Origin of the sequence: Arthrobacter globiformis, assembly GCF_003261175.1 — a bacterium.
GTDB classification, from domain to species: domain Bacteria; phylum Actinomycetota; class Actinomycetes; order Actinomycetales; family Micrococcaceae; genus Arthrobacter; species Arthrobacter globiformis_A.
This window is the reverse complement of sequence record NZ_QLNP01000088.1, coordinates 35,315-59,142: the sequence shown is the minus strand read 5'-3', so window position 1 is coordinate 59,142 and position 23,828 is coordinate 35,315. Positions and strand designations below refer to the sequence as shown.

The window sequence follows — 23,828 nt, the reverse complement described above, 5'->3', positions numbered from 1 at the left end:
TGTCAGCGATGGTCGAAAAGTGAGCCGTTTCGCGGGTGGAAAAGTGAGCCACTTTGACGTTGGTTATTCTGCCGTATTTTCGGGTCTTGTCGAGGGCAGTGAGTCGACTTGGGTGTGTTTGAGTCGGTAGCTGGAGCCTTTGAGGGTGATGACTTCGGCGTGGTGGACGATGCGGTCGATCATGGCCGAGGCGACGACCTGGTCGCCGAACACGTCGCCCCAGCGGGCGAACGGGAGGTTCGAGGTCAGGATCAGCGAGGCGTGCTCGTAGCGCGATGAGACCAGTTGGAAGAACAGGTTCGCGGCATCTTGCTCGAAAGGGATGTAGCCGACTTCATCGACGATGATCAGCCGGTAGCGGCGCAGCCTTACGAGTTCCTGGGGCAGTCTGCCGTTCTGGTGGGCTGTCTGGAGGCGGGCTACCCAGTCGATGGCCGTCGCGAACAGGACCCGATGTCCGAGCTGGGTGGCCCGTAAGCCCAGGCCGGTTGCGAGGTGTGTTTTGCCGGTGCCGGGCGGTCCGAGCAGGACGATGTTGGATGCTTCCGTGAGGAACGCTCCGGTGGCAAGGTGGGCGATGGTGTCGCGTTTGAGGCCGGGCTGGTGATCGAAGTTGAAGTCCTCGAGTGATTTCCGGGCCGGGAACCCGGCGCCCCTGGCTCTGATCTCTGCTCCGGAGGCTTCCCTCGCGGCCACTTCCCGCGACAGCACAGCGGCGAGGTATTCCTCGTGGGTCCAGCCTCCTTCCCGGGCCTGATCAGCGAGCCGGGTTGCTGCTTCCCGGATCCGGGGTGCTTTCATTGCCCGGGAGTAGTACTCGATCTGGCCAGCGGTTTCCTTGATAGCGGGCATCAGGCGACCTGCCCGTCATCAAGGATGACCCCGAATGCGCGGTCGTAGTCGGCCAGATCCCGCAGCCCGGCTGTCTCACCCACCGGCTGAGGGGTTTGGAAGGCCTTCCGTAGTGCCTTTGCCGCCTCTACGTGGTCTGGGTCGGTGATCGTCAGGCCCTTGCCCCAGGACCGGGTGTGGGTTCCGACAGTTCTGCCGTCCAGGCTGATCGTGACGGTTTCGAGGTCGGCGGTGACCTCGACGAACCGGCCGATGGCCTGCGGGTGGACGGAGTAGTCGTTGGACCCCATCCGGACGTAGTAGTCCCGCGGGAGCCGGACCCTGGCGGTGAATCCGGTGACCGGTGGAACCGGTGGCAGCGCCAGCATCGCCTTCTTGTCCGCATTGATGAGCTCCGCCGGCCGGGCACCTGTCCGCCTGACGAGCCGCGCATTGGCCTTCGGCAGCCACATGGCCAGCTGGGCGTTGAAATCCTCCGGTGAGGTGAAGACCCGGCCCGGCAGGAACGAGGTCTCCAAGAACTGGTTGGCCCGCTCGACCACGCCTTTGCTTTCCGGGTCATAGGGTTTGACCTGAACGACCCGGGTGGCGAGGACCCCGGCGAACGCAGCCACCCCGGCGGCGTAACTGTTCCGGCGACCGATCCCGGTTTCGTTGTCCCAGATCAGCCGCCGCGGAACCGCACCCAGGGATCCGAGCAGCTCCCACATCCCGGCCAGCAGGTCCCCGGTCATCCGCGACGGGATCATCCTGGCCATGATGAACCGCGAATGCGAAGACACCATCACCAGCACGGGCAACACCCGCGTCTTGCCTGCTCCAACGGGAATCTGCACCTCCGGGAACCAAAGGTCGCACTGCGCCTGATCCCCGGGATCATAGGTGATCCGGTCAGCAGGATCAGCCGGCGCATACTCCGGCCGGATCCTGGCCACGTTCTCCCGGAACCAGGCCGCCGACCCCGACCAGCCCACCCGCTCCGCGAGCACCGTCGCGGGCATCCGCGGGTTCTCCTGCAACAAAGCACGAATCGCAGGCTCGACGGCCTTGATCCCGGAGTCCTGAGGTGCCCGCACATACGCAGGCGGACCATCAGAACTAACCGCTTTGGCAACAGTGTTCCGGGAGATCCCCAGCCGCGCCGCTATCGACCTCATCGACTCACCCTCGGCAAGATGCAATCGCCGAATAAGCGCCCAATCCTCCACAGTGATCACCCACCCAATCGTTTGAAACGGGTGGCTCAGTTTTCAACCGTCACAATGGTTCAGTTTTCGACCGTCACCGACACCCCGCGGAAATTCTGTCCTTCAAGCCTCTTACTGTTGTCCCCTACACCGGCATCCAAACGGGAAGTGGCCCCGCCTTCCTGCGGCACGGCGGGCCTGTGAAGAATGTGGGCAAACCAAACGGTCACATCTGGGCAGATGTCATGGAGATATGCGGGCAGCCCCCGTGGTCATTAGCAGGTGATTCAGTGGCCATCTATGGGCAGTATTTTCATGTAACCTACTAGGCCACGTCGTGGATTAACGCATAGGCTTTACGAGGGATGCGAGTCCCCAGTCACCAAACAACTCTTCCCTGTGCGCCCCGCAGATTCAGACTCAGGATCAGCAGTGTTTGGGCCTAGCAGGAAGAGACGTCATGCCAGTCCCAGCCGGGGACTAAAGTGTCGTCTCGGGACTCGAGCCAGAGTGCTTGGGTCGAATAATTGCCCATCATGACAGGGTCATCACTGGCAATTTTGAGGCAGCCGGCGGGAGGATCAAAGGCCTAGCGTTTGGATCCCACAACGGCGCTGCCTATCAATCCGTTTTCCTCCCGAAAGGACTCTCGGGAAGGAGGCCCGACACCAGCCAGGAGATTCGTCGGTAGCCACCACCCCTGGGCTACGTCTCTAGGCCGGGCCGGCCCCTTCGTACGTCGTGTTCGAGGTCCGGCTGGCGATTTGTTCGTGCAGGTCCCTGATCCGATTCTCTGCGTTACTCAGCCCCAGTAGCTCAGTGATACTGCTCCCGAAGGCAACACCACTCGCCCCCGCGGCAATCCAACTGGCAGCGTTGGTGGCATTGACTCCACCCACGGCGACCACTGCCATAGAAGGAAACGGGCCTTTCAATGCTTTGATCCAACTGGTGCCGACTACATCAGCCGGAAAAAGCTTGCCAACCGTTAGGCCGAGCTTGGCCGCCAGAGAAAGGTCCGTCGGGGTCATAACGCCTGGGAGCGGGAGCGCTCCCCTATCTTGGGTGGCCCTGACGACCTCGGCGTCGATTCCGGGACTAATGATGACCGACGCGCCGAGGCCGACCGCGCGGGTGACGCCCTCGGGGCTGAGGACTGTGCCCGCTCCGAATGCTCGACCATTGGCACAGTTAGCCACCGCTTCCAGCGCGTCCCAGCCCAGCGCTCCTTGGACGGGAACCTCCACAAGATCCATGCCTATTGCCCAACACTGTTCCGCGATGTCGGCAGTGCGCTCCGCGCTGTGGCCTCGGAGTATGGCGATGCTTCTGTAACTCATGTTTTACTCCATCCCAGTAACTTCGAGATCTCATGACTCTCTTTTAGGAGAGCCGGAGCGAACCCTAAAAGGGTTTCTCGGTCAACACGGCTAACGGGAACTGAGATGCTCATGCCTCCTGCCACCTCGCCGCTGCCAGAGAAAATGGGAGCGGCGACGCAGTGTACTCCAGGGTCATGTTCTTCCGCGTCCAGGACGTAGCCGCGCTCCACGCCCAAGGCTAGGTCGCGTTCCACTTCGTCGATGCTCGTGAGCGTGTGCTCGGTGTAGCGATGGAGTTCGTGCTGCTTCAGCAGGTCCTGTCGACGTTCTGGGGCTAGATAAGCAAGGATGGCTTTGGCGACCCCAGTACAATGCAGCGGTGCTGCTGCACCAATTAGAGAGTGCATGCGAATGCCGGGGTGTACAGCTTCAATCTTTTCCACGTAGAAGACGTCGTTGTCCTCGAGGATTCCCAGATGAACGGTTTCACCCGTGATGTCATTCAAACGCTGCATGGCAGGACGTGCCAACGACCGCAGGTCAATCCCTTCCAGCGCCTGAAATCCCAGACGGAAGGTGGCTGAACCGAGCCGGTATCTGTGGTCGGGCAGTTCGAAGACAAAGCCGTGTTTGCGCAGTGTGTGGAGCAAACGTAAAGCTGTCGAGTGGTGGACGCCAAGCTGAACCGCGATTTCATTGATGTGGCACGGCTTCTGGGCGACGATCGAGAGAATGCTTAGTGCTCGGTCGAGGGTCTGGCTCATTTGGGTTTGCTCCATTCGCTAGTCGGTTGCGAAGATTCAGAACCGGCTAAAGCTGCAATCTTACTCGGATCGACTGCGGGACCCAGATCGCTGAGGCTCCCAACGACTCTGGCAGCCATGAAGTGCCCCATACGTAGTCGTGCACTGGGGTTCCAGCCCCAGCAGTCAGCAGCGAGATACCCGGACGCGAAAGCGTCACCTGCACCAGTGACATCGACCACCTTCACGCGCTTCGCGGGTTCCGAGACGGTGGTACGGCCGATGTAAGTCGCTGCCCCCGCTCCGCGCTTAACAATTAATTCCTGATTGTCTCGCAATAATTGGGCGGCAATATCAGAAGCGTCGGTGGTGCCCAGGAGCTGTTCGGCTTCGTCGTCTCCGATGAAAACAAGGTCGGCGTGACGGGCAAGGTCGATCAGGCATCTCGCTGCCGTCGTCTCATCAGGCCAAAGTCCGGGTCGGTAGTTCACATCGAAACTGACCTTGTAATTGTGGCCGGATCTTCCCTGAATGATAGCGGCCGTGAGGTCCGCTGTGCTGGCAGAGAGCGCTGGTGTGACGCCCGTCAGGTGCAGCCAGCGTGAGCCCGCGAGGTGAGCGAATACGCCTTTATCCATGTGCCTGGCTGCGCTCTGGCTGCGGTAGTAAATGACGCGGGAGCGGCCTCTATTGATTTCCTTGACCATGAGGCCGGTGGGATGCCGGGCGTCACGAGGCGCTTGGACATCGACTCCGTGGCTGGCAATAGCATCGTGCACAAGTTCGCCGAAGTTGTCGCCGCCAAGGAGGGACACCCACCTCGTTGAACACCCCAGTTGCGCCAGGCCGATCGCCACGTTGGATTCCGCTCCGGCGGGAGAGACCCGGTAGAGATCGGATTCGGGTTGCTTGTGGATGGCGGCCATCGTCTCGCCCAACGTAATGACGTCAAAGATGGGATCATCCTCCACGATAAACCGCCTTCCTCTCGCCGGCACTGTTGCCCGAACTGAACCTCTGCCCCAATCTTAACACAGCTCTTCATTTTACGCAGCGCCTATGCATATGATGAAGGGCGACATACACATTTGCTTGGGAAATTGCCGCTTCGCCGCGGCCGACAGGAGAAATAGTGCGTTTCGAGTTGCGAACCTACGACATCATTGCGGGCGGCATGCAGGACTGGCTAACTCTGTTCGCGGGGAAAGTTGTCCCTATGCATGAGAAGTTCGGGATGCCCGTTCGGGCCGCCTGGGTCGATGAAGGCCGGTCCCAATTCATCTGGGTGAGGGAATTTATTGGTTCGGGGACCCTGGCCGAACAGGAGGCGCGCTACAGGGCTTCCCCTGAGCGGGCTGAGGTCATCGGCGACGAACCAAGGAAGTTTATTCTCAACATGCAGGTGCAGGTCGTGGCGAAAGCATTTCCGGGTTGACCAGCACCCCGCGCTCCTATAGCGTGCGAAATGGGCATATCGAGTGCGCATGATGCAGATAAGCCGGCCATAATGCGCCAGGCAGGTAGCGGATATCACGAACGAATAGACAACGGAGTCATGATGGAAAAGAGAAACCTCGGCCGCGAATTGGCTGTGTCTGCCCTGGGCCTGGGCTGCATGAGCATGTCGGGGGCATATGGCGGCCGTGACGATGCCGAATCTCGAGCAACGCTGCGCCGCGCCGTAGAACTCGGCATCACGCTTTTCGACACCGCTGACGTGTACGGGCCTTTCGCGAATGAGGCGCTAGTGGGTAGAGAACTAGCGCCTCATCGGAAAGACATAGTCATTTCTACAAAGTTTGGTCTTGTGCGATCATCGACCGGGCAGCATCTAGGAGTCAACGGCACGCCCGAGTATGTCAGGAGCAGCTGCGACCTTTCCCTGCAGCGGCTGGGCGTGGACAACATCGACATCTACTGGCAGCACCGAGTGGACCCTGATACGCCGATAGAGGAAACTGTCGGAGCCATGGCGGAACTGGTAGCAGCAGGCAAGGTCCGGTACATCGGCCTGTCTGAGGCATCCTCAGAGATGATTCGACGGGCGAACGCTGTTCATCCGATCGCCGCGGTGCAGAACGAGTACTCCCTTTGGAGTCGGGATATTGAGACTGACGTCTTGCAGACTACCCGTGAACTCGGAATCGGAATGGTTGCTTATGGCCCCCTGGGGCGTGGATTCCTGACGGGCGCCATCGAGAAGAAAAGCGACATGGCCAGCAATGACTACCGGCGGCACTCGCCGCGATTCCAAGGTGAAGCGTTTGACCGGAACTTGGAATTGGTGGCCCGAGTCCGCGAAGTGGCAGATGAAATCGGCTGCACGGCGGGGCAGCTGTCCCTGGCTTGGGTGTTGGCACAGGGCCCCGACATCGTACCTATCCCGGGTACTCGACGGCGGGTGAACCTCGAGCTGAATGCCGCCGCCGAAAAGATTGAACTGACGGCGGAGCAATTAGCGCGACTTAACGAGATCGCACCTCTCGGCGTGGCCGCAGGAGACCGCTACGGGGACATGTCGGCGGTTATCTGAAACGGTCACCCATATCCATACCTTTGCATACTTGGAGAGATTCACATGGCGAGTAGAAACCAACAGCTTCCTGATGTCTTGCGGGAGCGGGCGCTGACGTCCGGCCATAAGCCCTTCCTTCAAATGGTCGGCGGGAATGCCCTTTCATACAAAGAGGTATATGACTATGCCGGCACCATTGCCGGCGGGGTGGCGGCGCTTGGCGTTGCAAAGGGTGAATGCGTTGTCATTATGGCCGACAATACGATCGATTCTGTCTGCACCTGGCTGGGCATCACCCTTGCCGGCGCTGTGGAAGTGGCAATCAACACCGGATATAGGGCGCACTCATTGGAACACGCCCTTCAAAACTCGCAGGCGCGGGTCATGTTCATCGAACCGGAGCTGCTCCCTAGAGTCCACGAAATCCAGGAGTCGCTGACCCACCTGGCCACGATTGTGGTTCTTCCCGGAGCGGAACCGATCGAGCGGCCTGACTTTCAGAAGATACGTGTTACGTCGTTTCGGAACGTGCTCGATGCGTCGAAAGGCATTCCAGAAAGGACGATATGGGCATCTGACCTCGCCTCAGTGGTTTACACCTCTGGAACTACCGGCCCAGCCAAGGGCGTGATGATGCCGCACGGACACATCACCTTGTTTGCAACTCTCGGGCTTGAGGGAGTGAGACTGAGCGAAGATGACGTCTGGTACTGCTTCATCCCGCTGTTCCACGTCGCAGGGAAGTTCATCGCAATTTACGGCAGCATGATCGCGGGCGGAAAGGTCATCCTAGACACTCGGTTTTCGGCCGACACCTGGCTCCAGAGGATCCGTGAGTACGGCGTGACTGTAGCACTCGCGCACGGGCCATTGGTAGAGATGGTTCACAAGTTGCCCCCCTTGCCGGACGATGCTGACAATCCGATGACCCGGCTGATCGCATCGCCCTTCCCGGCAAAAATTGCGACAGACTTCGAGAAGCGCTTTGGCCTTCGCGGGATTGAAACGTGGGGGATGACCGAGGTTGCGGTGCCAGTTTGGCAACCATTTGACGAAGCGACCCGTATCGGGTCGTGCGGACGAGCAAGGACGGACTATTTCGATTTCCGCGTGGTGGACCCAGACACCGACATCGAAATGCCCAGGGGCGAGATTGGCGAATTCGCGCTGCGCCCCAAGCAGCCTTGGACCATCGCCCAGGGTTACCTTCGCATGCCGGAGGCCACCCTTAGCGCCTGGCGGAACCTCTGGTTTCACTCAGGAGATTTGGGCTACATCACGGAAGACGGATACGTGTACTTCGTGGACAGAGCGAAGGAGCGGATTCGGCGCCGAGCGGAGAACATCTCGTCGTATGAGATTGAGTCCGCTGCGCTGACGCACGAAGACATTGCCGCCTGCGCAGCCGTTGGCGTCCCTTCCGGACTCGATGGCGATGATGACGTAATGCTTTACGCTGTCCGGAGAAACGGGGCAGATCTGAGTCACCCGGAGCTGTTGCGGTATCTGGCTACGCGGCTGCCGCATTTCATGGTCCCGCGCTACATAACCTTCGTCGATGATCTTCCTCGGACGCCCACGGGCAAACCGCAGAAGTCGCTGCTACGCGACGCCGGGGTAACAGCGTCCTCCTGGGACCGAGCCACAGCTGGAATCTCTCTTCGCGAACTGGTTTCAGGCTAAATACCATTTCTCATCGAGTGACGTTCAGCACCATACGAAAGGGTTGTAGTAATGCAGTTCAAAGCTATTGAGGATATTTCCGTTGGAGATACGGAAAAATGGACTCGCACAATCACCGAGACCGACGTAGTCGTCTATGCCGGTCTCATCGGTGACCGCGGACCTCTGCACCTAGACGAGGAATTTGCCAAGTCGACCCGGTTCGGTAAGCGGGTGTCTTACGGCATGCTCAGCGCCGGCTACATTGGCGCCACTCTTGCACAGCTATTAGGTGTCCGCAGTGCATACGTATCCCAAAACCTGAGGTTCACAGCTCCAGTTTTGTTGGGCGACACGATAACCGTGACGACGGCAGTTACGTCTATTGACACGAAACGATCCCGTATCTGGGTCGACACCACGGTGACACGAAATGACGGCATTGTCGCGTTGGAAGGCGAGGCCGAGCTTTTCATATTCCGGATTGAAGACGGTTTGGAAGAGCGGTTCACGGAACCGTCAGAAGAACGCTCCTTGATCGAGAGCTAGATCAGTCTTGAGCCACTCACCCTCAATGCAACTTGCCCAGTCCGGCTTCGACGCCTTGTATACAGAATTGAGCAACTGGGGCCGCTGGGGCGAGGACGATGACCGCGGCACGCTCAATTTCCTTACCGCTGAGTCAGTCGTCCAAGCCGCATCTGCTGTGAGGATCGGTCGCACGGTCAGCTTGGCTCACAATCTGGATCAGCAGCCTGCTCCAGACAACTCGAAACCAGCACTGCATTACATGAGCCAGCTAAGTGATTCCTGTTCCAGCGAGCCGCGCGTGAATACAGACTTTGTTGGCATGGATTTCCATGGCAAGTCTGTGACCCATCTCGACGCGTTGTGTCATTGCAACTACAAAGGAAAGCTCTATAACGGAGTGGAATCAGCCGAAGCAGTTACCAGCGCAGGAGGATCCTTCGGATCGGTGATGGCGGCTTCGGAAGGCATTACCGGACGGGGCGTCTTGCTGGACCTGCCCCTTCTGCGCAAAGCGGAGTGGCTGGAACCTGGTACTGGAGTGGGTGCCGCTGAACTCGAACGGACGGCGGAAGACGCGAACCTGACAATGCGTGCGGGCGACGTGGTCCTGGTCCGCACCGGGCACCGACGCCGACGTAATTTTCTAGGTCCTTGGGATCCAAGCAATTTCAGCGCTGGCCTTCTGCCAGATGCGATGAAGTGGCTGGGGAGCCACAATGTTGCCGTGCTTGGATCTGACGGGGACAGCGATTGCCGGCCAAGTCCTGTTCCGGGTGTCGACTCCCCGATTCACGCATTGGCGTTGAATGCGATGGGCATGCCCCTCATCGACAACATGTACCTTGAGCAACTCTCCATGACGTGCAGCGAATTGGGCGTCTGGGAGTTCCTCTTCACTCTCGCGCCGCTGCGTTTCGTAGGAGCGACCGGCTCACCGGTCAATCCAATTGCAATTTTTTGATATCCGCCCAACTGCGCAAAATCGACAGATAGGATTCCAATGCTCGATAACCTACAAATCGGAGACACCTTTACCCTCACCCGAACCGTCGAGGAGAAGTACTGCACCCGCCGCGGCGAGTACCAGATTTTTTCCACTCCCGATTTGGTTCTATTCATCGAGGAGACCGCGATTGCCGCCCTGGCTTCTCATCTCCCGAGCCATCAGTCCAGCGTGGGAACCAAGATAACGGTCGCCCACGTTGCACCGACGCTGCTGGGACAGAAGGTCTCAGCTGTCGCCACGGTGAGGGAAATTGATCGTCGGAAGGTTACCTTCGAAGTTGACGTCAGGGATGATATCGAGACGATCGGCACCAGCACCCATGAGCGTTTCGTCGTTGACCTAGACTCGTTCGGCTCGCGACTTGCCGATAAAAAAGCCTCCCTCGCACCGATGTGAAAGTGTTGGGACGTTTCACGCCGGCCCCTCCATTGGGGAAGGCCCCATGGCAAGCTTGCCTGCCTCTGGCCCCTCGGACGAGTTGGTGTCCTGTGCCACATGCGGTAGTGGCGCGACAAGTCAGCTTCTAGCTGCAACTGGATGGGCTGCGGTTTTGTCGTCACTGGTAAATCACGCAAACTGTTCACCGTAGAGGCCAGCAAAGACGTCCCTTCCGGCACCACTCTGGAGAAGGACCGCTGGGGCCGCCATGCCTTGGCAACACATGGCGTCCCAGAAAACGAGTCGACCCCATGACGCCTCTTGACCTTCGGGCCTCACACAACAGCGGAACATCTCATGATGCAGCGTGCTCCGCTGTTGTGCGATGACTGATTAGACGGTGGTAAAGCCGCCGTCGATCAAGACGTTGCTGCCGGTGATCATCGCGGCCACGTCGCTGGCAAGGTAGGCAATGAGGGACGCGACCTCGTCGGGCTGGGCGAACCTGCCCACGGGAATCTCGCGCTTGGCCTTCTCGCCTTTTTCTCCGGCCCAGGCTTTTTTGCCGAGCGGGGTCTCAACAACGGTAGGTGACACTGCATTGACGGTGACACCCTTGGGTGCCCATTCCAGCGAGAGGACGTGTGTGAGACCCACGATTGCGGCCTTTGAGGCGCAGTAGGCTGCGTGTTGGTCGAGTCCAATGACCGCTGCCTGAGAGGCGAGGTTAATGATGCGGCCGTAGCCGGCTTCGATCATGACGCGGCCCGCGGCTTGTGCCATGTAGAAGCTGGCGCTGAGGTTGACGTCCAGCGTCGCCTGCCAGCGGGCGGCCGGTACGTCCACTGCCGGGTCAAGCAGGGCGATGCCTGCCGAGTTGACCAGGATGTGGGGTGTGCCGGCAACGCGGACGGCTTCGGCAATGACCTCGGTTGCTGCCTCCGGAGCGGTGAGGTCGCGGGCGATACCGTGGTGACCTGAGCCGGGAAGTTCGGCCATGAGGGCGCCGACACGGTCCGAGAGGTCGACGCCGACTACTCGGGCTCCATGGGAGGCGAAATGGTGAGCGACGGTGTAGCCGATGCCGCTGGCAGCGCCGGTCACGACGGCGGTGCGGCCTTCCAAGTTCTGTTCCATTGCTCTTATCCTTCGTAAGCGCAGATGTCCTGGACCTTTTCGGCCGAGGGGCTGCTGGTATCGAATTCGTACGTCAGCCATTCCTTGGCCAGCCTGCGGGCCAGTTCGAGGCCGACAACGCGCTGGCCGAAGCACAGCACCTGGGCGTTATTGCTGAGAATGCTCCGTTCGACGGAGAACGAGTCGTGCGCGGTGACAGCGCGGATGCCGCGGACTTTGTTGGCGGTGATGGCGACCCCAAGGCCCGTGCCGCAGACCAGCAGTGCCCTGTCGGCTTTGCCCTCGGCAACCATGCGGGCGGCGTCGACGGCGATGTGAGGGTAGGCGGTATGGCCGTCAGCAGGAACACCCACGTCAACAACCGAGGCTACGAGCCCGTTGGCTTCAAGGTCACGTTTGAGGGCTTCTTTGTAGTCGTATCCTGCTTCATCGCTTCCGACGACGATGCGCCATTTGGTGTTGGTCATGGCTGGGTCCTTTCTGTTGCGGGGGCAAGTGTCTCGAGGGCGCGGACGATCATGCTGAACGAGGTCGCGCCGGCATCCGGCGTGCCGACGCTCTTGTCGGCCAGAGGGCGTGCCCGTCCAAGCTTTGGTGTGAGGGCCGCGGTTGCCTCGGCGGCAGCCGTGGCCGTAGCTGCTGCTGTCGACCAGGCTTCAGCGGGGTCCGTACTGCTCATGAGTGAGAGCTCGAGGCTGTCCACGAACGGAAGCAGCGCGTCGACGAGTGTCTTGTCGCCCGGCGTCGCACGACCGAGGTCCGTGATTGCGCTGGCGAAGGCGTGCACAGCTGCGGCCAGTTCGCCGCGGCCGAACTTGGCTGCCTGGTCGTCCAGCGCTGCTCCGGCGCTTTCCAGCCCTGCGCCCCAGAGCACGCCGGAGGTTCCGCCCGCGGCGGCGGCCCAGGCCTGCCCGGCTTTCCGGAGGATCCAGGAGGGTCCCGCGGAGGCGGAGGCTGCGCTTTCCGCCGCGGCGAGGGCTGCGTCGGCGCCTTTGACCATGCCACGGCCGTGATCGCCGTCGCCGGCAACAGCGTCGATGCGGCCCAGTTCGGTCGCGTTGTCGTGCATGGTGCGTGCCAGGGTGCGGAGGCCGTCGAGGACGAGCCGGGCGACGGGCAGGGCAGACGTGTGTGGTGTGGGGGCGTCGTCATGTGCCTCAGCGGAGTCATGGCCGGTGTGGGCGGGGCGCAGGCCGGTTAGGAGTGCGTTTTGCTTGCGATAGGCCGGTGTGTAGGTGTCGGCCTTCCACATGTGCTCGAGTTCCTTGTCGAGCCACATCAGGGTCAGGGACAGGCCGCCCATATCAAGGCTGGTGACGAGCTCCCCTACCTCGGGTTCGACGATTTCCAAACCGGCCTCGCGCAGAAGCGGGGCCACGGTCTTCCAGACGAGGAAGAGTTCCTCGTATTTGGTGGTGCCGAGACCGTTGAGGATGACGGCCACGCGGGAGGACTTGCGGGCGGGTGCGCTGGCCAGTAGATCGGTCACGAGGAGCCGCGCCAGTTCGTCCGCAGTCTTGAGGGGCTCGTCCCGGATGCCGGGTTCGCCGTGGATGCCTAGTCCCACGCCCATGTGCTGTTCGGGCACGGTAAACAAAGAGGAGGTAGCTCCCGGCATGGTGCAGCCGGAGAACGCGACACCGAAGGTGCGGGTCGCGGCGTTCGCTGCACGGCCGATCCGTTCCACTTCATCGATGTCCAGCCCCGATGCGGCGGCGGCGCCGAGGGCCTTGAAGACGGTGAAGTCCCCCGCGATGCCACGGCGTTCAGATTCCGTGGGCGAGGAGGCGATGTCATCGGTGACGACGACGATGCGTGTGTCGATGCCTTCCTTGCGCAGACGTTCGGCGGCGATGCCGAAGTTCATGTTGTCGCCGGCGTAGTTACCGAAGGTGAGGACAACGCCTTGGCCCTGGTGGGCTGCTTTGGCTACGGAATAGACCTGGGCGGCGCTGGGGGAGGTGAAGACGTTGCCGACGACGGCTCCGGTAGCGAAGCCGGGACCGACGATGCCACAGAACGCGGGGTAATGTCCTGAGCCTCCGCCGACGACGACCGCTACCTGCGGCGTCTCAGAGCGATGGGCGACGGCCCCGCCAGGGACACCTCGCAGGCGGTCGGAATAGAGGTCGAGGAAGCCGGCGAACTGATCTTCGGCGAAATCGGCGGGGTCGTTATAGAGGACAGTCATGGGTGGAGCGCTCCGGTCGGAAGGTTTGCTGAGAGTGCTTGCCGGGGCCCGTCATGGTCGGACCCCGGCTGCGTGAATGAGGGACTACTTCGTCTGGCCGGGCAGGCCTTCGTAGGCGATGTTGCCGCTCTTGAGGTTTTCGTCGATGAGCTTGGGCAGGCCTTCGAGGAATGCTTCCCGCCCGGTCACGACGTTCTTGAAGGCATCGTTGACGTTGTCGGCGGTGATGGCGGGCATCGTGTAGAGGGGCTTCTTGTTCACGTCCTCGCCGCGGGCAATCTTTGCAGCGACGGCGAGGCCTGCGGCGAGCTCGACTGTCCCGTGCTGAAGCGAAGTGCCGATCATGTCCCCGGCCTGTACGGCCTTGAGTCCGTCTTCGATGCCGTCGATGCCTACGACGGGTATGTTTTTGACGCCTGCTTCGCGCAGTGCCTGGATCGCACCGAGCGCCATGTCGTCATTCTGGGAGATCACGCCGTCGATCTCGCCCTGGAAGGCGGACACCCAGTTGCTCATCTTGTTGACGGCTTCGTCGCGCTTCCAGTTGGCGGTGTCCTTGGCCAGGACCTTGATATTCGGGTTCTTAGCCAGAATGTTCTGGATTCCCTTGCCCCGGTTGATCTGTGGGGAGGAGCCGATGGGTCCCTCGAGGACGACGACGTTGCCCTTGCCGCCGAGCTTTTCGACCATCATCGTTGCTTCCTGTTCGCCTGCTGCCACGTCATCGGGCTGCACGCTGGCGCTCAGATCAGCGCCGGAGAGTGCGGTGTTGACGTCAATGACGGGAATATTTGCCGCCTTGGCAGCAGCAACTTGCGGCTGCAGGGAGTCGGCCTGGACCGGGACGATGATGATGGCATCGACCTTGCTGTTGATGTACTGGTCCATCTGGTTCGCCTGGGTAGAAACATCTCCACCAGCCGAGTTCCATTGAAGGTTGATGTCGTTGGCCTTGGCATAAGCCTCCATGCCTTCCTTGCCCTGCGTGATGAACGAGGACATGTCGTACACGGTCACACCGACAGTGATTGTCTTGTCACCGCCACTCGCGCTGGGGTCTCCGGCGCCGCAGGCCGTGAGCCCTAGCGTGGCGATGGCGGCCATCGCCGTGCCGGCGAGCAGCTTCTTCGTCACTGAGGATGCTTTCTTCATGATGTTCCTTCTCATTGGTTTGGGTTAGTGGAGGGTGGTTTTCTGGCTGTCAGCGGCTGCCGCGGCGGGCGGCCCATACATCGACGCCGACGGCGGCGACAATGATTACGCCCTTGATGACGTTCTGCCAGTACGCAGGTACGAGCAGCAGATCCAGGCCGTTGTTGATGGTTTGGATCAACAGCAGCCCGATTGCCGTGCCCCAGATGGTTCCCCGGCCACCCATGAGGCTCGCTCCACCGATGACAACGGCAGCGATGGCGTCCAGCTCGTAACCTTGGCCAAGGTTGGGGGCGCCGGTGATAACCCGGGAGGCGAGCATGAGCCCGGACAGGCCGGCGAGTACGCCGCTGATGGCGTAGACGCTGAAGAGGATGTTGCGGGAGCGAACGCCCGCGATTTCTGCGGCCAGGCGGTTGCCGCCGATTGCATAAACGCGCAGGCCATAGTTTGTGCGTTTCATTACGAAGGCCAGAACCAGGATCGCCAGGATCATGAGGATGACCGGGAGGGTCAGGCCGAGGATCTGGGTGTTGGCGAAGGAGCCGAAGCTGGCGGGCAACCCGTTGATGGGAGCGCCGTTGCCAATGACATAGGCAATGCCGGATGCCAGGGTCAGCATGCCGAGTGTGGTGATGAACGGAGGCACTTCGAATTTGCTGACGATCAGCCCATTAATGGACCCTGCGAGCAGGCCGGTGATCACGGCTGCCACCAACGGCAGCATGGCGTTGTCGCCTGCGTTCTTAGCGGTCCAGGCGGCCGCCATGGCGCTGGCGGCCATGACGCTGCCGACGGAGAGGTCGATGCCACCGGTCAGGATCACGAGCGTCTGCCCCAGGGCGATGAGCGCGAAAGGTGCCGCCGCGATGAGGATGTTGGTCAAATTATCCGGCGTGGCAAAGCGGGCGCTGCGGTAGGCGAAGAAAGCAACGATGAGCAGCATCACCACGACCATGATGTGGCGGATGAGGAAGGCGCTGGCGAATTCTTTCCAGTCCCGGCGTTGCACGGCGGGGAGGGCTTCGATGGTTGTATTCATGATGTGGTGTCTTTCACGGGTGCGGTGTTCTGACCGGAGGCGAGTCGGAAGATGGTGTCCTGAACTGTCGGGGAGTCAAGTTGGGCGCGGGTGAGTTCGCCGACGACACCGAGTTCGCGCATCACGAACGCGCGGTGGGAGAGGCTGAGGATCTCGGGCATATCGCTGGAAGCCATGACGACAGCCATCCCGGCGGACGAGAGTTCTGTGATGATGCGGTAGATTTCGCTCCTTGCACCGACGTCGACGCCCCGTGTGGGTTCGTCGAGCAGCAGTGCATCGACCTGGCCGGTGAGCCATCGGCCGAAGACGACTTTTTGTTGGTTGCCGCCGGAGAGGTTTTCGAGGTGCTGGTCAAGGCCATTGCTCTTGAGCCGCATCAATTTCATGACCGTGCCGATGGTCCCCTGGCGCTTGCGGCGGCTGAGGATACCGAACTTCGAGAACGCTGCGATTCTAGGAAGGGTTGCGTTGTCCAGAACGCTCATGGACAGGACGGCGCCGGCGCCTTTTCGGTCCTCCGGTACGATCGCCAGATTCCGGGCGATGGAGCTGAGCGGGGCTCCCGGCTTCAGCGTGCTGCCGGAGACCCGCACCGTCCCGGATAAGGGTTTGCGGATGCCGTAGATGCATTCGATGAGCTCGGTTCGTCCGGCACCGACGAGTCCGGCCAGACCGAGGATTTCACCACTCCTGACCGTGAAACTGATCGGGTCAGCACCGGGTGCGATGACGAGGTTGTCGACTTCGAGCACTGTGCTGGCACCGGCGTCCGGCCTGTCCGGAAACAGCTGATCGAGTTCGCGACCGATCATTGCGGTGACGATGCCGTCGTCCGTGATCTCGCCGAGTGGTGTGTCGGTGACCAGTTTGCCGTCACGGAGTACGACGACACGGTCGGCCATCGCCCGGATCTCTTCCATCTTGTGTGTGGTGAAGAGGATGGCTACGCCTTGGTCCCGTAGCGTCCGGACGATCCCGGCCAAGCGCGCGACTTCGCGTTCTGCGATGGCACTGGTGGGTTCGTCCAGCAGCAGCACACGAGCCCCGCGATGGGTTGCCTTGATGATTTCGATGATCTGTCGCACGCCCACGGGCAGTGCCTTCATCGGTGTTTTCGGGTCTGTTTCCAGGCCGAATTCTTCAAGGTAACCTTTGGCGGCCTTGATCATTGCGCCGCGGTCGAGAATTCCGAATCCGTTCTTCAGCTCCCGTCCGATGAACAGGTTTTCATAGACCATCATCTCGGGGATTGACGCGAGTTCCTGCGGAACAATAGCCACACCCAAGGAATAGGCGGCCTGCGCGCTGCCGCTTGGCAGGTGCTGGCCGCGGACCTGAACCTGACCGTTGTCAGGGCGGTACTGACCCGAGGCGATCTTCATGAGTGTTGACTTGCCTGCTCCGTTCTCGCCGGCGAGGGCGGTGACGGTTCCCGGCTCCAGGGTGAAGGTGATCCCTTTGAGGACGGGGATACCTCCAAAAGACATGGTGATGCCCGAACATTCGAGCATGGGGACGACCGTAGTTCTGTCGTCGGTTTGGACGGTCGACACCTGTATCGAGCTCCTTTGCTTGCCGTCTCATCGCCACGGGGGAGTGGGCGTAATCACTCTACGATGAACTTGCGCAGAAGTGAATACAACGTGCTCACATGAGCGGTCCCGTAAAAAAGTAATAGGTCTGCTCAGAAGAGCGTCCCTAACATTTGAGGGGAAACTGTGCTCAAATCGATCCAGGAGGAGATGTTCATGGCACAGGCCCCAGGCCCGGGCAGGCAAGTGCAGATCGCCTATATAGCGACGCAGCACTACCTGCAGAACAAGACCCGCGTCGAAATAGCCAACGAAACTGGCCTGAGCCGTTTCAAAGTCGGCAGGCTGCTGGATGAAGCGATGAGTTCAGGGATTGTTCGCATCGACATCCAGAGTCCATCAGGTGTGCGGTTGGACCTCTCCGTTCAGTTGAAAGAGCGTTTCGCTCTGCAGCATTCGATAGTGGTCGACGTACCCTCGGAAGCGGATGACGTCCTCCAGGCGAAGCTGGGCGCCACTGCCGGGGATTTGTTGAGCGAAATCCTCACCGACAACGACGTTCTCGGTCTCACCTCCGGGCGCACCCTCAGCGCTATGGCGCGTTCACTGTCCAGCTTGCCGAAATGCGACGTTGTGCAGCTCGCAGGAGTCGCAGGTCCCATCCAGGAGACTGGGCTCGAAATCATGCGCCGCATCAGCACCATTGCAGGAGTCCGGCCCTGGACCATCTATTCACCCCTGGTGATGAGCGATGCCCAGACCGCCTTGGGAGTGCGCCGACAGCCGGACACGAGCCAGACATTTGAACAGTTCCCGCGCGTCACCATCGCGGTCGGGGCGATCGGTTCGTGGAAGCCGGAAAACTCCCAGATGATGAAGAACCGTGCACTGGATCCTGCCGACCGCGAAAAATTGCTGGCCAGAGGGGTTGTCGCAGAATTCGGTGCAACACTGATTACCGATACGGGTGACGTCATCCACGACATTGATGACCGGTGCATCGCGATCTCCGAGCAGCAATGGCGTGCCATACCTACCGTCCTTGCGGCCGCCGGCGGCGCCACGAAGACCCGTGCGATCCGCGCGGTGTTGGCTTCCGGGCTCCTTCACGGTTTGGTGACCGACAGCGCCACTGCTGAACGACTCCTTGGCGGCTGAGATGGCGAGACCAATCCTCGTGGCCGGCGTCGACTCCTCGACGCAAAGCTGCAAGTACATCACCGTCGATGTGACGACGGGGGAAGTGCGCAGATCCACGGCTCTGCCGCATCCCGATGGAACCGCCCTCGACCCCCGCCACTGGTGGGACGCCTTCACGGGCGTCGGCGCGGCGTCCCTGCGCGGCGTCAAAGCCGTGTCCATTACCGCTCAGCAGCATTCGACGATTCTGCTGAACAAAGACAATGAGCCCGTGTACGACGCGATCCTGTGGAACGACCACCGAGCCACCCAATCCGCACTCGACCTCCGGCACGAATACGGCCAGGAACGATGGGTCAGAGAGCTGGGCCTGGTCCCCACCGCGGCTCACCCGGTGTCAAAGCTGCGCTGGCTCGCCCGCGCTCATCCGGAGACCGCCGGCCGGCTCCGGAAGGTCATGATTCCCCACGACTGGCTGACCTGGCAGCTGCTGGGGGCAAAAGCCGAGCCGACTACGGACCGTTCCGATGCCTCGGGAACCGGATACTGGACCTCAACCGGCGCTGGCTACCGCGAAGACATCATGGAATTCGCCTTCGGGAGGGCGCCGGAAGTGCCGCGCGTTCTGGAACCCGGCGAGCGTGCGGGCATCACCAGGTCCGGGGTGGTCGTTGGTGCCGGCTGTGGGGACAATGCAGCGGCCGTGTTCGGTCTTGGCGCGGAGCCAGGTGAAGCGGTGGTGTCTATTGGCACAAGCATGACCGTGTCCATGTCCGACACCATGCACGTTACCGACCCTGCCGGGCACGTCGCAGACATGGCGGACGCTGCCGGCGCCCAATTGCCCATTGTCGCGACCCTAAACGGAGCGCGGACACTTAACTCCACCGCCAGAATGCTCCGTCTAAGCCTTGACGAACTGGACATGCTCGCCGCCGGGGCCCCCCCAGATGCCCAGGGACTGTGCTTTTTGCCCTACCTGGATGGCGAACGAACTCCATTGTTTCCGGCCTCGCGAGGTGCCCTGGTCGGGCTCACCCGCCAATCCATGACCCCAGAGAACCTAGCCCGCGCCGCCGTGCTCGGTCTTGCCTGCGCTATCGCTGATGCCATTGATGACCTGGCCCGGGCCGGCCTTAGCGTTCAGCGTGTCACCCTCATCGGTGGGGGGTCACGCTCCATGGCGCTAAGACAGGCGGTTTCTGATCTGACGGGCCGGCAGGTTGGCTGGCCCGAACCTCGCGAATACGCAGCCCTGGGAGCCGCGCGGCAGGCAGCATGGGCACTCACAGGCGAACTACCCGACTGGCCCCGTCCTAAACGTACCTTCCTGGATCCGTCAGAAGATGTTGAATGGGCCGGAGACGTCAGAAACAGACACAAGTCAACCGGCGCAGCCCTTTACGGCTCTGAGCTCCTCTAATTCGCGGGAGTGCGTCTGAATGACTCATCTCATGAGATACGCAGTGTGCAGCTTGTCATAATATCGGCTCTCATCCACCTCAACTCTGCGGCCGCGATCTATGCGCGAAGACTCTGCACTGGACGGGAGTTCTTGCAGGTACTTCTACTCCCGTTGATTGAACGCCGATAATCGTGATTCCGTAAACCTGCGCCTCCCAGCTATGTGCTAGTGGCTGGCCGGGTTGGCAGGGGAGGGCTTTAGGGAAGATTGGCCTGGCGCAGGTACTGGTACACCGTCTCCCGGCTGATGCCGTAGTCGGTCGCGAGGACGGATTTGGGAATTCCATTTGCTGCCCGCTGCACCAGCTCGGCCGCCCGTTCCGGGGTGAGCGTCTTTTTCCGTCCCTTGTAGGGGCCGCGCTGCTTGGCCAGGGCGATGCCTTCCCGCTGCCGCTCCCGGATCAGGGAGCATTCGAATTCGGCAAAGGCCCCATGACGGAGAGCATGAGGTTGGCCATGGGGGAGTCCTCGCCGGTGAACACCAGATTCTCCTTGAGGAACTCCACCCGCACTCATTTGCGGGTGAGGCCTTGGACGAGGGCGCGTAGGCCATCGAGGTTGCGGGCGGGCCGGTCCATGGTGTGCGCGACGACTGTGTCCCCGTGACGGGCGAACCGCAGCAGCTCCGTTAGCTCCGGTCTGGACGTGTCCCTGCCCGAGGCTTTGTCCGTGAAGACCCGATCCAGAACCTGGCCTTCGAGCTGGTGTTTCTCGTTCTGGTCGAGGGTGCTCACCCGCACGTAGCCGATTCGCTGTCCAGCCACTGATGCCTCTAAACTCGTCGAGCTGTCAGCCTAAGTTCTATGGCCTCTAGTGGAGCAGGTCAAGAGTGATGTCAGGGTGGGCGTAGTCCAACCGGAAGCTGAACAGAGAAGCGGCCAGCCTTGTGGTCGAATCGCCATTGCACCGCGATCGAACTGCATCGGTGAGGGAAAGCAGCCAGCATCTGTTAGACGCGCCCATCGGTCCTGGGGTTAAACACCAAGGATATGACACGGGTGGCGGACAATTCTGTGCGTTGCTTAGTGGTGCTTGGCGAATTGGTTGCATTGAAGGATTGTGTAGAGCACCACAGTGCGGGGATCACTAACCGCACCGGCCAGCGGTAAGGAAGGAAGCGGATTGGACGCGCCCTGGTGTCCGTCCGATTGATAAGTCTCGGCGCGAGGTGGAAGACTGCTGGTGCGAGAAGAGTCTGTCCATTATTCCAATGTTGTATCATTACACCAAAGCTTTTTATCTCGTCGTTAACTCGGGAGACCGAGTTTTTTGTTCTGATCGCATCGCCAAACGCCAAGCCGTCTGATTGACGGTCGACAGGGGAACAATGGCCACCAACACCTCGGACATGTTCCTCCCCGTCAGCGTTGACCGGGCTTCCCAGGTCATAGTCGACCAGATCAAAGTTCTCATTCGTGGGGGTAAGTTGCAGCCGGGCGATCGGCTGCCCAGTGAACGCGAGTTGTGCCAGCGTTTTAACGTCAGTCGTGTGACTGTCCGCGAGGCATTACGGGTGCTTGAGACTAACGGGCTCCTCACCATCCGCGTCGGCTCTCATGGCGGCGCCTTCCTCACCAGCCCTACTGCCGAGCGACTCGGCGTGGGCCTGGCCGACCTCATTTCGCTCGCGCCTGTCACGGCGCACAACGTCACCGAAGCGCGCTTCATCGTCGAGCTCGGTACCCTGCCCCTGGCGGTTGAGCGAGCTACGGAGGAGGACATCGGGGCTCTTTTTGCGATGGTCGAGGAGGCCGAGCAGGCTGTTAAGGCGGGTCAGTACAATGTGGAGCACTCCGCGGCGTTCCATACCCGGATCGCACAGTGCACCCATAACCCAGCGATCGAGATGCTGATGCAGAGCTTCAACGGTCCCATGCGAATGTCGCTCGAGGAATCGCACATTTCCGCGCCCATGGGCCAGCAGGGCGTTGCAGAGCACCGCAGGCTTGCCGAGGCCATCGAAGCTCGCGACGTGGAAGCGGCACGGACGGTCATGACTGAGCACCTCAGCCGGACTGCCGAGCGCGTTCGCACACCCACCCCCTAAGGCGGCGCCGGACAAAGAATCTTCCCTGGAATCCTAACGGTGAGCAGGGAAAGTCACCGCACCGGGTATTACCAGGGGGCCCAGGCGCGATAGGCGCTGTTGATGAGTGCTGCGAGTCGGGGCGGGGAAGATCGCCCCCAGGCGGGTCTATGTCGGTGCCGTGGCCTCGGCCGGCACGTCTACGCATCCCCCGATATCTTCCAGCGGGCCGCGTCGTGCGCCCATTGTGGAACCGTGTTCGAGATCGGCGGGCCAACGGCGCCGGAGGCTAACCAGCTCAAACCGGTATAGGCCACGTGCCCCCCGTGCTCTTGAGAAGACCACCAAGTGGACGTTCTTTTTCCGAAGATCGTAAGTGCCGTGTAGCCCGTCGCGTCTGGCCCAATTCCACGAACTCGCCGCAAGCAAGGGTCGCGCGAGTGCGAGCCCTCAGAACTTCTCAATCTGCATTCTCATACGAACACCTGGCCGCAGCCATAAATTCAGGCACTGGCCACCCCCTAACGTTCCCAAAAGTCTGCACCTCGATGCACTCGACTCTCGCCAAGGGGACCCAGCGCCGGTAAGGTATAATGGACTAACCAAGGAGGACTAAATGACCATCTCCGCTTCCGGAACCCTCATCGTCGGCGCCAGCCAGGCCGGCTTGCAGATTGCAACGTCGTTGCGCGAATTCGGTGACATCGATCCCATCATCCTGGTCGGCAACGAAGACATCGCCCCGTATCAGCGCCCGCCACTCTCCAAGGCCTACTTGGCTGGCAAGACAACGGTCGAGTCCCTCGGCTTCCGCTCACTGGACTGGTACACCGAGAAGCGGATCGAATTACGCCTCTCCACCCACATCGAGAACATCGAGCTTGACGCCCCAGGCTCGGGCAGCGGCGCCGCCGTCACCAGCACGGGAGAGAAGATCCCCTTCGGGCGACTCGCACTCGCCGTGGGTGGCACGCCGCGCCGGCTCCCGATTCGCGGCGCCGATCTCGACGGCGTTTGCGTGCTGCGCGATATTGCGCACGCTGATGATCTGCGTAGCCGCTTGGAGGCGGCGTCGAATGTCGTCGTCATCGGTGGGGGGTTCATCGGGCTAGAGGCGGCTGCCGCCGCGACGGCTGCTGGGAAGGACGTAACCGTGGTCGACGTCGCCGATCGGCTTCTGGGCCGAGCCGTGGCCCCGGAGGTCTCGGCGTTCTACCTGGCAGCGCACCAGCGCCGCGGCACCAAGGTGCTCCTGTCCACCGGCATCGACGCCATCGAGGGCAACGCGCAGAACACCGTGACCGGCGTCCGCATCACCGACGGCACGGTGCTGCCAGCCGACATCGTCCTCGTGGGCATCGGACTCGCGGCGCATACCGATCTCGCCGCGAAGCTCGGCCTGGAGATTGATCGCGGAATCGTCGTGGACGCGCTGGCACGCACGAGCAACCCGAACATCGTGGCCGCTGGTGACTGCGCCACGCTTCCTCACCCTCTTACCGGCGAGGGCCGCCACCGCATTGAGTCGGTCCAGAACGCGATTGCTCAGGCGCAGATCGCCGCAGCAACGCTCGTGGGACGCCCGCAGGGCCAGGCCGCCGTGCCGTGGTTCTGGTCAGACCAGGCGGACCTCAAGCTCCAGATCGCCGGCCTCTCCACCGGATACGACGAAGTCGTTGTCCGTGGCGAGCCGGACACGGAGCAGTTCTCGGTTCTCTACTACACTGCCGGACGTCTGATCGCGATCGACTCCATCAATGCCCCGCGTGACTACATGGCGGTCCGTAAACTCCTCGGCACCGGCGGCACCATTCCCGCTGAGCTCGCCGGAGACACGAACATATCGCTCAAGGACCTCGTGGCGGCCCCGGCAGTCTGATCCACCCGGCAGCCTGTGCGCCACTCAGCAAGGACGGGCCCTTCACCTCCGCGGAGGTGAGGGGCC

The 23,828-nt window shown here is 61.3% G+C and carries 21 protein-coding genes and 1 pseudogene; 10 read left to right on the top strand and 12 right to left on the bottom strand.

Translation table 11 applies throughout. The features are described 5' to 3' along the window. Window positions 1–63 precede the first annotated feature (63 nt). From istB to DBZ45_RS13965, 5 genes are all read right to left on the bottom strand, one after another. Window positions 64–852 (bottom strand): IS21-like element helper ATPase IstB, encoded by a 789-nt coding sequence (gene istB, locus DBZ45_RS13985; protein ID WP_111904277.1) that lies wholly within the window; start codon window positions 850–852, stop codon window positions 64–66. Further along, a complete protein-coding gene (gene istA / locus DBZ45_RS13980; RefSeq protein WP_111904276.1) occupies window positions 852–2,069 on the bottom strand; it encodes an IS21 family transposase in 1,218 nt (405 codons plus the stop codon). Before istA ends, istB begins: the two co-directional genes overlap by 1 nt. A gap of 683 nt (window positions 2,070–2,752) precedes the next feature. Then, window positions 2,753–3,379: a bifunctional 4-hydroxy-2-oxoglutarate aldolase/2-dehydro-3-deoxy-phosphogluconate aldolase gene (locus DBZ45_RS13975; RefSeq protein WP_111904484.1), complete on the bottom strand. Its 627-nt coding sequence runs from the start codon at window positions 3,377–3,379 to the stop codon at window positions 2,753–2,755. Beyond that, window positions 3,376–4,125: an IclR family transcriptional regulator gene (locus tag DBZ45_RS13970; RefSeq protein WP_190243140.1), complete on the bottom strand. Its 750-nt coding sequence runs from the start codon at window positions 4,123–4,125 to the stop codon at window positions 3,376–3,378. Before DBZ45_RS13970 ends, DBZ45_RS13975 begins: the two co-directional genes overlap by 4 nt. Beyond that, entirely contained in the window at window positions 4,122–5,075 is a 954-nt protein-coding gene (locus DBZ45_RS13965; protein ID WP_111904482.1) for a sugar kinase, read from the bottom strand. Before DBZ45_RS13965 ends, DBZ45_RS13970 begins: the two co-directional genes overlap by 4 nt. Before the next feature lie 161 nt (window positions 5,076–5,236). Here DBZ45_RS13965 and DBZ45_RS13960 point away from each other — a divergent pair, with 161 nt between their 5' ends. From DBZ45_RS13960 to DBZ45_RS13935, 6 genes are all read left to right on the top strand, one after another. Then, window positions 5,237–5,539 carry an NIPSNAP family protein gene (locus tag DBZ45_RS13960; RefSeq protein ID WP_111904481.1) on the top strand — a complete coding sequence of 101 codons (303 nt, stop codon included), beginning with the start codon at window positions 5,237–5,239 and terminating at the stop codon, window positions 5,537–5,539. A 123-nt stretch (window positions 5,540–5,662) separates the two neighbouring features. Continuing rightward, window positions 5,663–6,637 carry an aldo/keto reductase gene (locus tag DBZ45_RS13955; protein WP_111904492.1) on the top strand — a complete coding sequence of 325 codons (975 nt, stop codon included), beginning with the start codon at window positions 5,663–5,665 and terminating at the stop codon, window positions 6,635–6,637. Window positions 6,638–6,682: 45 nt separating this feature from the next. Then, on the top strand, window positions 6,683–8,302 hold the full coding sequence (locus tag DBZ45_RS13950) for an AMP-binding protein (protein ID WP_111904480.1): 1,620 nt from the start codon (window positions 6,683–6,685) through the stop codon (window positions 8,300–8,302). 51 nt (window positions 8,303–8,353) lie between these two features. Further along, the gene (locus DBZ45_RS13945; RefSeq protein WP_111904479.1) at window positions 8,354–8,830 is read left to right on the top strand and encodes a MaoC family dehydratase; all 477 of its coding nucleotides are present in this window, start codon (window positions 8,354–8,356) and stop codon (window positions 8,828–8,830) included. A 25-nt stretch (window positions 8,831–8,855) separates the two neighbouring features. Continuing rightward, window positions 8,856–9,773: a cyclase family protein gene (locus DBZ45_RS13940; protein WP_111904478.1), complete on the top strand. Its 918-nt coding sequence runs from the start codon at window positions 8,856–8,858 to the stop codon at window positions 9,771–9,773. A gap of 39 nt (window positions 9,774–9,812) precedes the next feature. Next, window positions 9,813–10,214 (top strand): thioesterase family protein, encoded by a 402-nt coding sequence (locus DBZ45_RS13935; RefSeq protein WP_111904477.1) that lies wholly within the window; start codon window positions 9,813–9,815, stop codon window positions 10,212–10,214. A gap of 375 nt (window positions 10,215–10,589) precedes the next feature. Here the strand turns inward: DBZ45_RS13935 and DBZ45_RS13930 are convergent, their stop codons facing one another. The 6 genes from DBZ45_RS13930 to DBZ45_RS13905 all read right to left on the bottom strand — a co-directional run bounded on the left by DBZ45_RS13930 (window position 10,590) and on the right by DBZ45_RS13905 (window position 17,208). Beyond that, the gene (locus DBZ45_RS13930; protein WP_111904476.1) at window positions 10,590–11,333 is read right to left on the bottom strand and encodes a GolD/DthD family dehydrogenase; all 744 of its coding nucleotides are present in this window, start codon (window positions 11,331–11,333) and stop codon (window positions 10,590–10,592) included. 5 nt (window positions 11,334–11,338) lie between these two features. Then, a complete protein-coding gene (locus DBZ45_RS13925) occupies window positions 11,339–11,800 on the bottom strand; it encodes a ribose-5-phosphate isomerase (RefSeq protein ID WP_111904475.1) in 462 nt (153 codons plus the stop codon). After that, window positions 11,797–13,524 carry a dihydroxyacetone kinase family protein gene (locus DBZ45_RS13920; RefSeq protein ID WP_111904474.1) on the bottom strand — a complete coding sequence of 576 codons (1,728 nt, stop codon included), beginning with the start codon at window positions 13,522–13,524 and terminating at the stop codon, window positions 11,797–11,799. Before DBZ45_RS13920 ends, DBZ45_RS13925 begins: the two co-directional genes overlap by 4 nt. Window positions 13,525–13,608: 84 nt before the next feature. Further along, window positions 13,609–14,676, bottom strand: a complete 1,068-nt coding sequence (locus tag DBZ45_RS13915; protein WP_111904473.1) for a substrate-binding domain-containing protein — start codon at window positions 14,674–14,676, stop codon at window positions 13,609–13,611. 49 nt (window positions 14,677–14,725) lie between these two features. Continuing rightward, window positions 14,726–15,718 (bottom strand): ABC transporter permease, encoded by a 993-nt coding sequence (locus tag DBZ45_RS13910; protein ID WP_223257081.1) that lies wholly within the window; start codon window positions 15,716–15,718, stop codon window positions 14,726–14,728. Then, window positions 15,715–17,208, bottom strand: coding sequence for a sugar ABC transporter ATP-binding protein (locus DBZ45_RS13905; protein WP_223257083.1), 1,494 nt, complete (start codon window positions 17,206–17,208; stop codon window positions 15,715–15,717). The genes DBZ45_RS13910 and DBZ45_RS13905 overlap by 4 nt, the downstream gene beginning before the upstream one ends. 231 nt (window positions 17,209–17,439) lie before the next feature. On the opposite strand from DBZ45_RS13905, the gene DBZ45_RS13900 reads away from it, so the two are divergent. Both DBZ45_RS13900 and DBZ45_RS13895 read left to right on the top strand, forming a co-directional pair. Then, window positions 17,440–18,411 (top strand): sugar-binding transcriptional regulator, encoded by a 972-nt coding sequence (locus DBZ45_RS13900; protein ID WP_111904472.1) that lies wholly within the window; start codon window positions 17,440–17,442, stop codon window positions 18,409–18,411. 1 nt (window position 18,412) lies between these two features. Beyond that, window positions 18,413–19,816 (top strand): xylulokinase, encoded by a 1,404-nt coding sequence (locus DBZ45_RS13895; protein WP_111904489.1) that lies wholly within the window; start codon window positions 18,413–18,415, stop codon window positions 19,814–19,816. A 239-nt stretch (window positions 19,817–20,055) separates the two neighbouring features. Here the strand turns inward: DBZ45_RS13895 and DBZ45_RS13890 are convergent. Further along, window positions 20,056–20,621: pseudogene (locus DBZ45_RS13890) on the bottom strand (recombinase family protein). Between the two features lie 563 nt (window positions 20,622–21,184). Between DBZ45_RS13890 and DBZ45_RS13885 the strand changes: the two are divergent. Together DBZ45_RS13885 and DBZ45_RS13880 are read left to right on the top strand one after the other, a co-directional pair. After that, window positions 21,185–21,904 carry a FadR/GntR family transcriptional regulator gene (locus DBZ45_RS13885; protein WP_317616965.1) on the top strand — a complete coding sequence of 240 codons (720 nt, stop codon included), beginning with the start codon at window positions 21,185–21,187 and terminating at the stop codon, window positions 21,902–21,904. A gap of 595 nt (window positions 21,905–22,499) precedes the next feature. Then, window positions 22,500–23,762, top strand: coding sequence for an NAD(P)/FAD-dependent oxidoreductase (locus tag DBZ45_RS13880; protein ID WP_111904471.1), 1,263 nt, complete (start codon window positions 22,500–22,502; stop codon window positions 23,760–23,762). The last annotated feature ends 66 nt before the right edge of the window (window positions 23,763–23,828 follow it).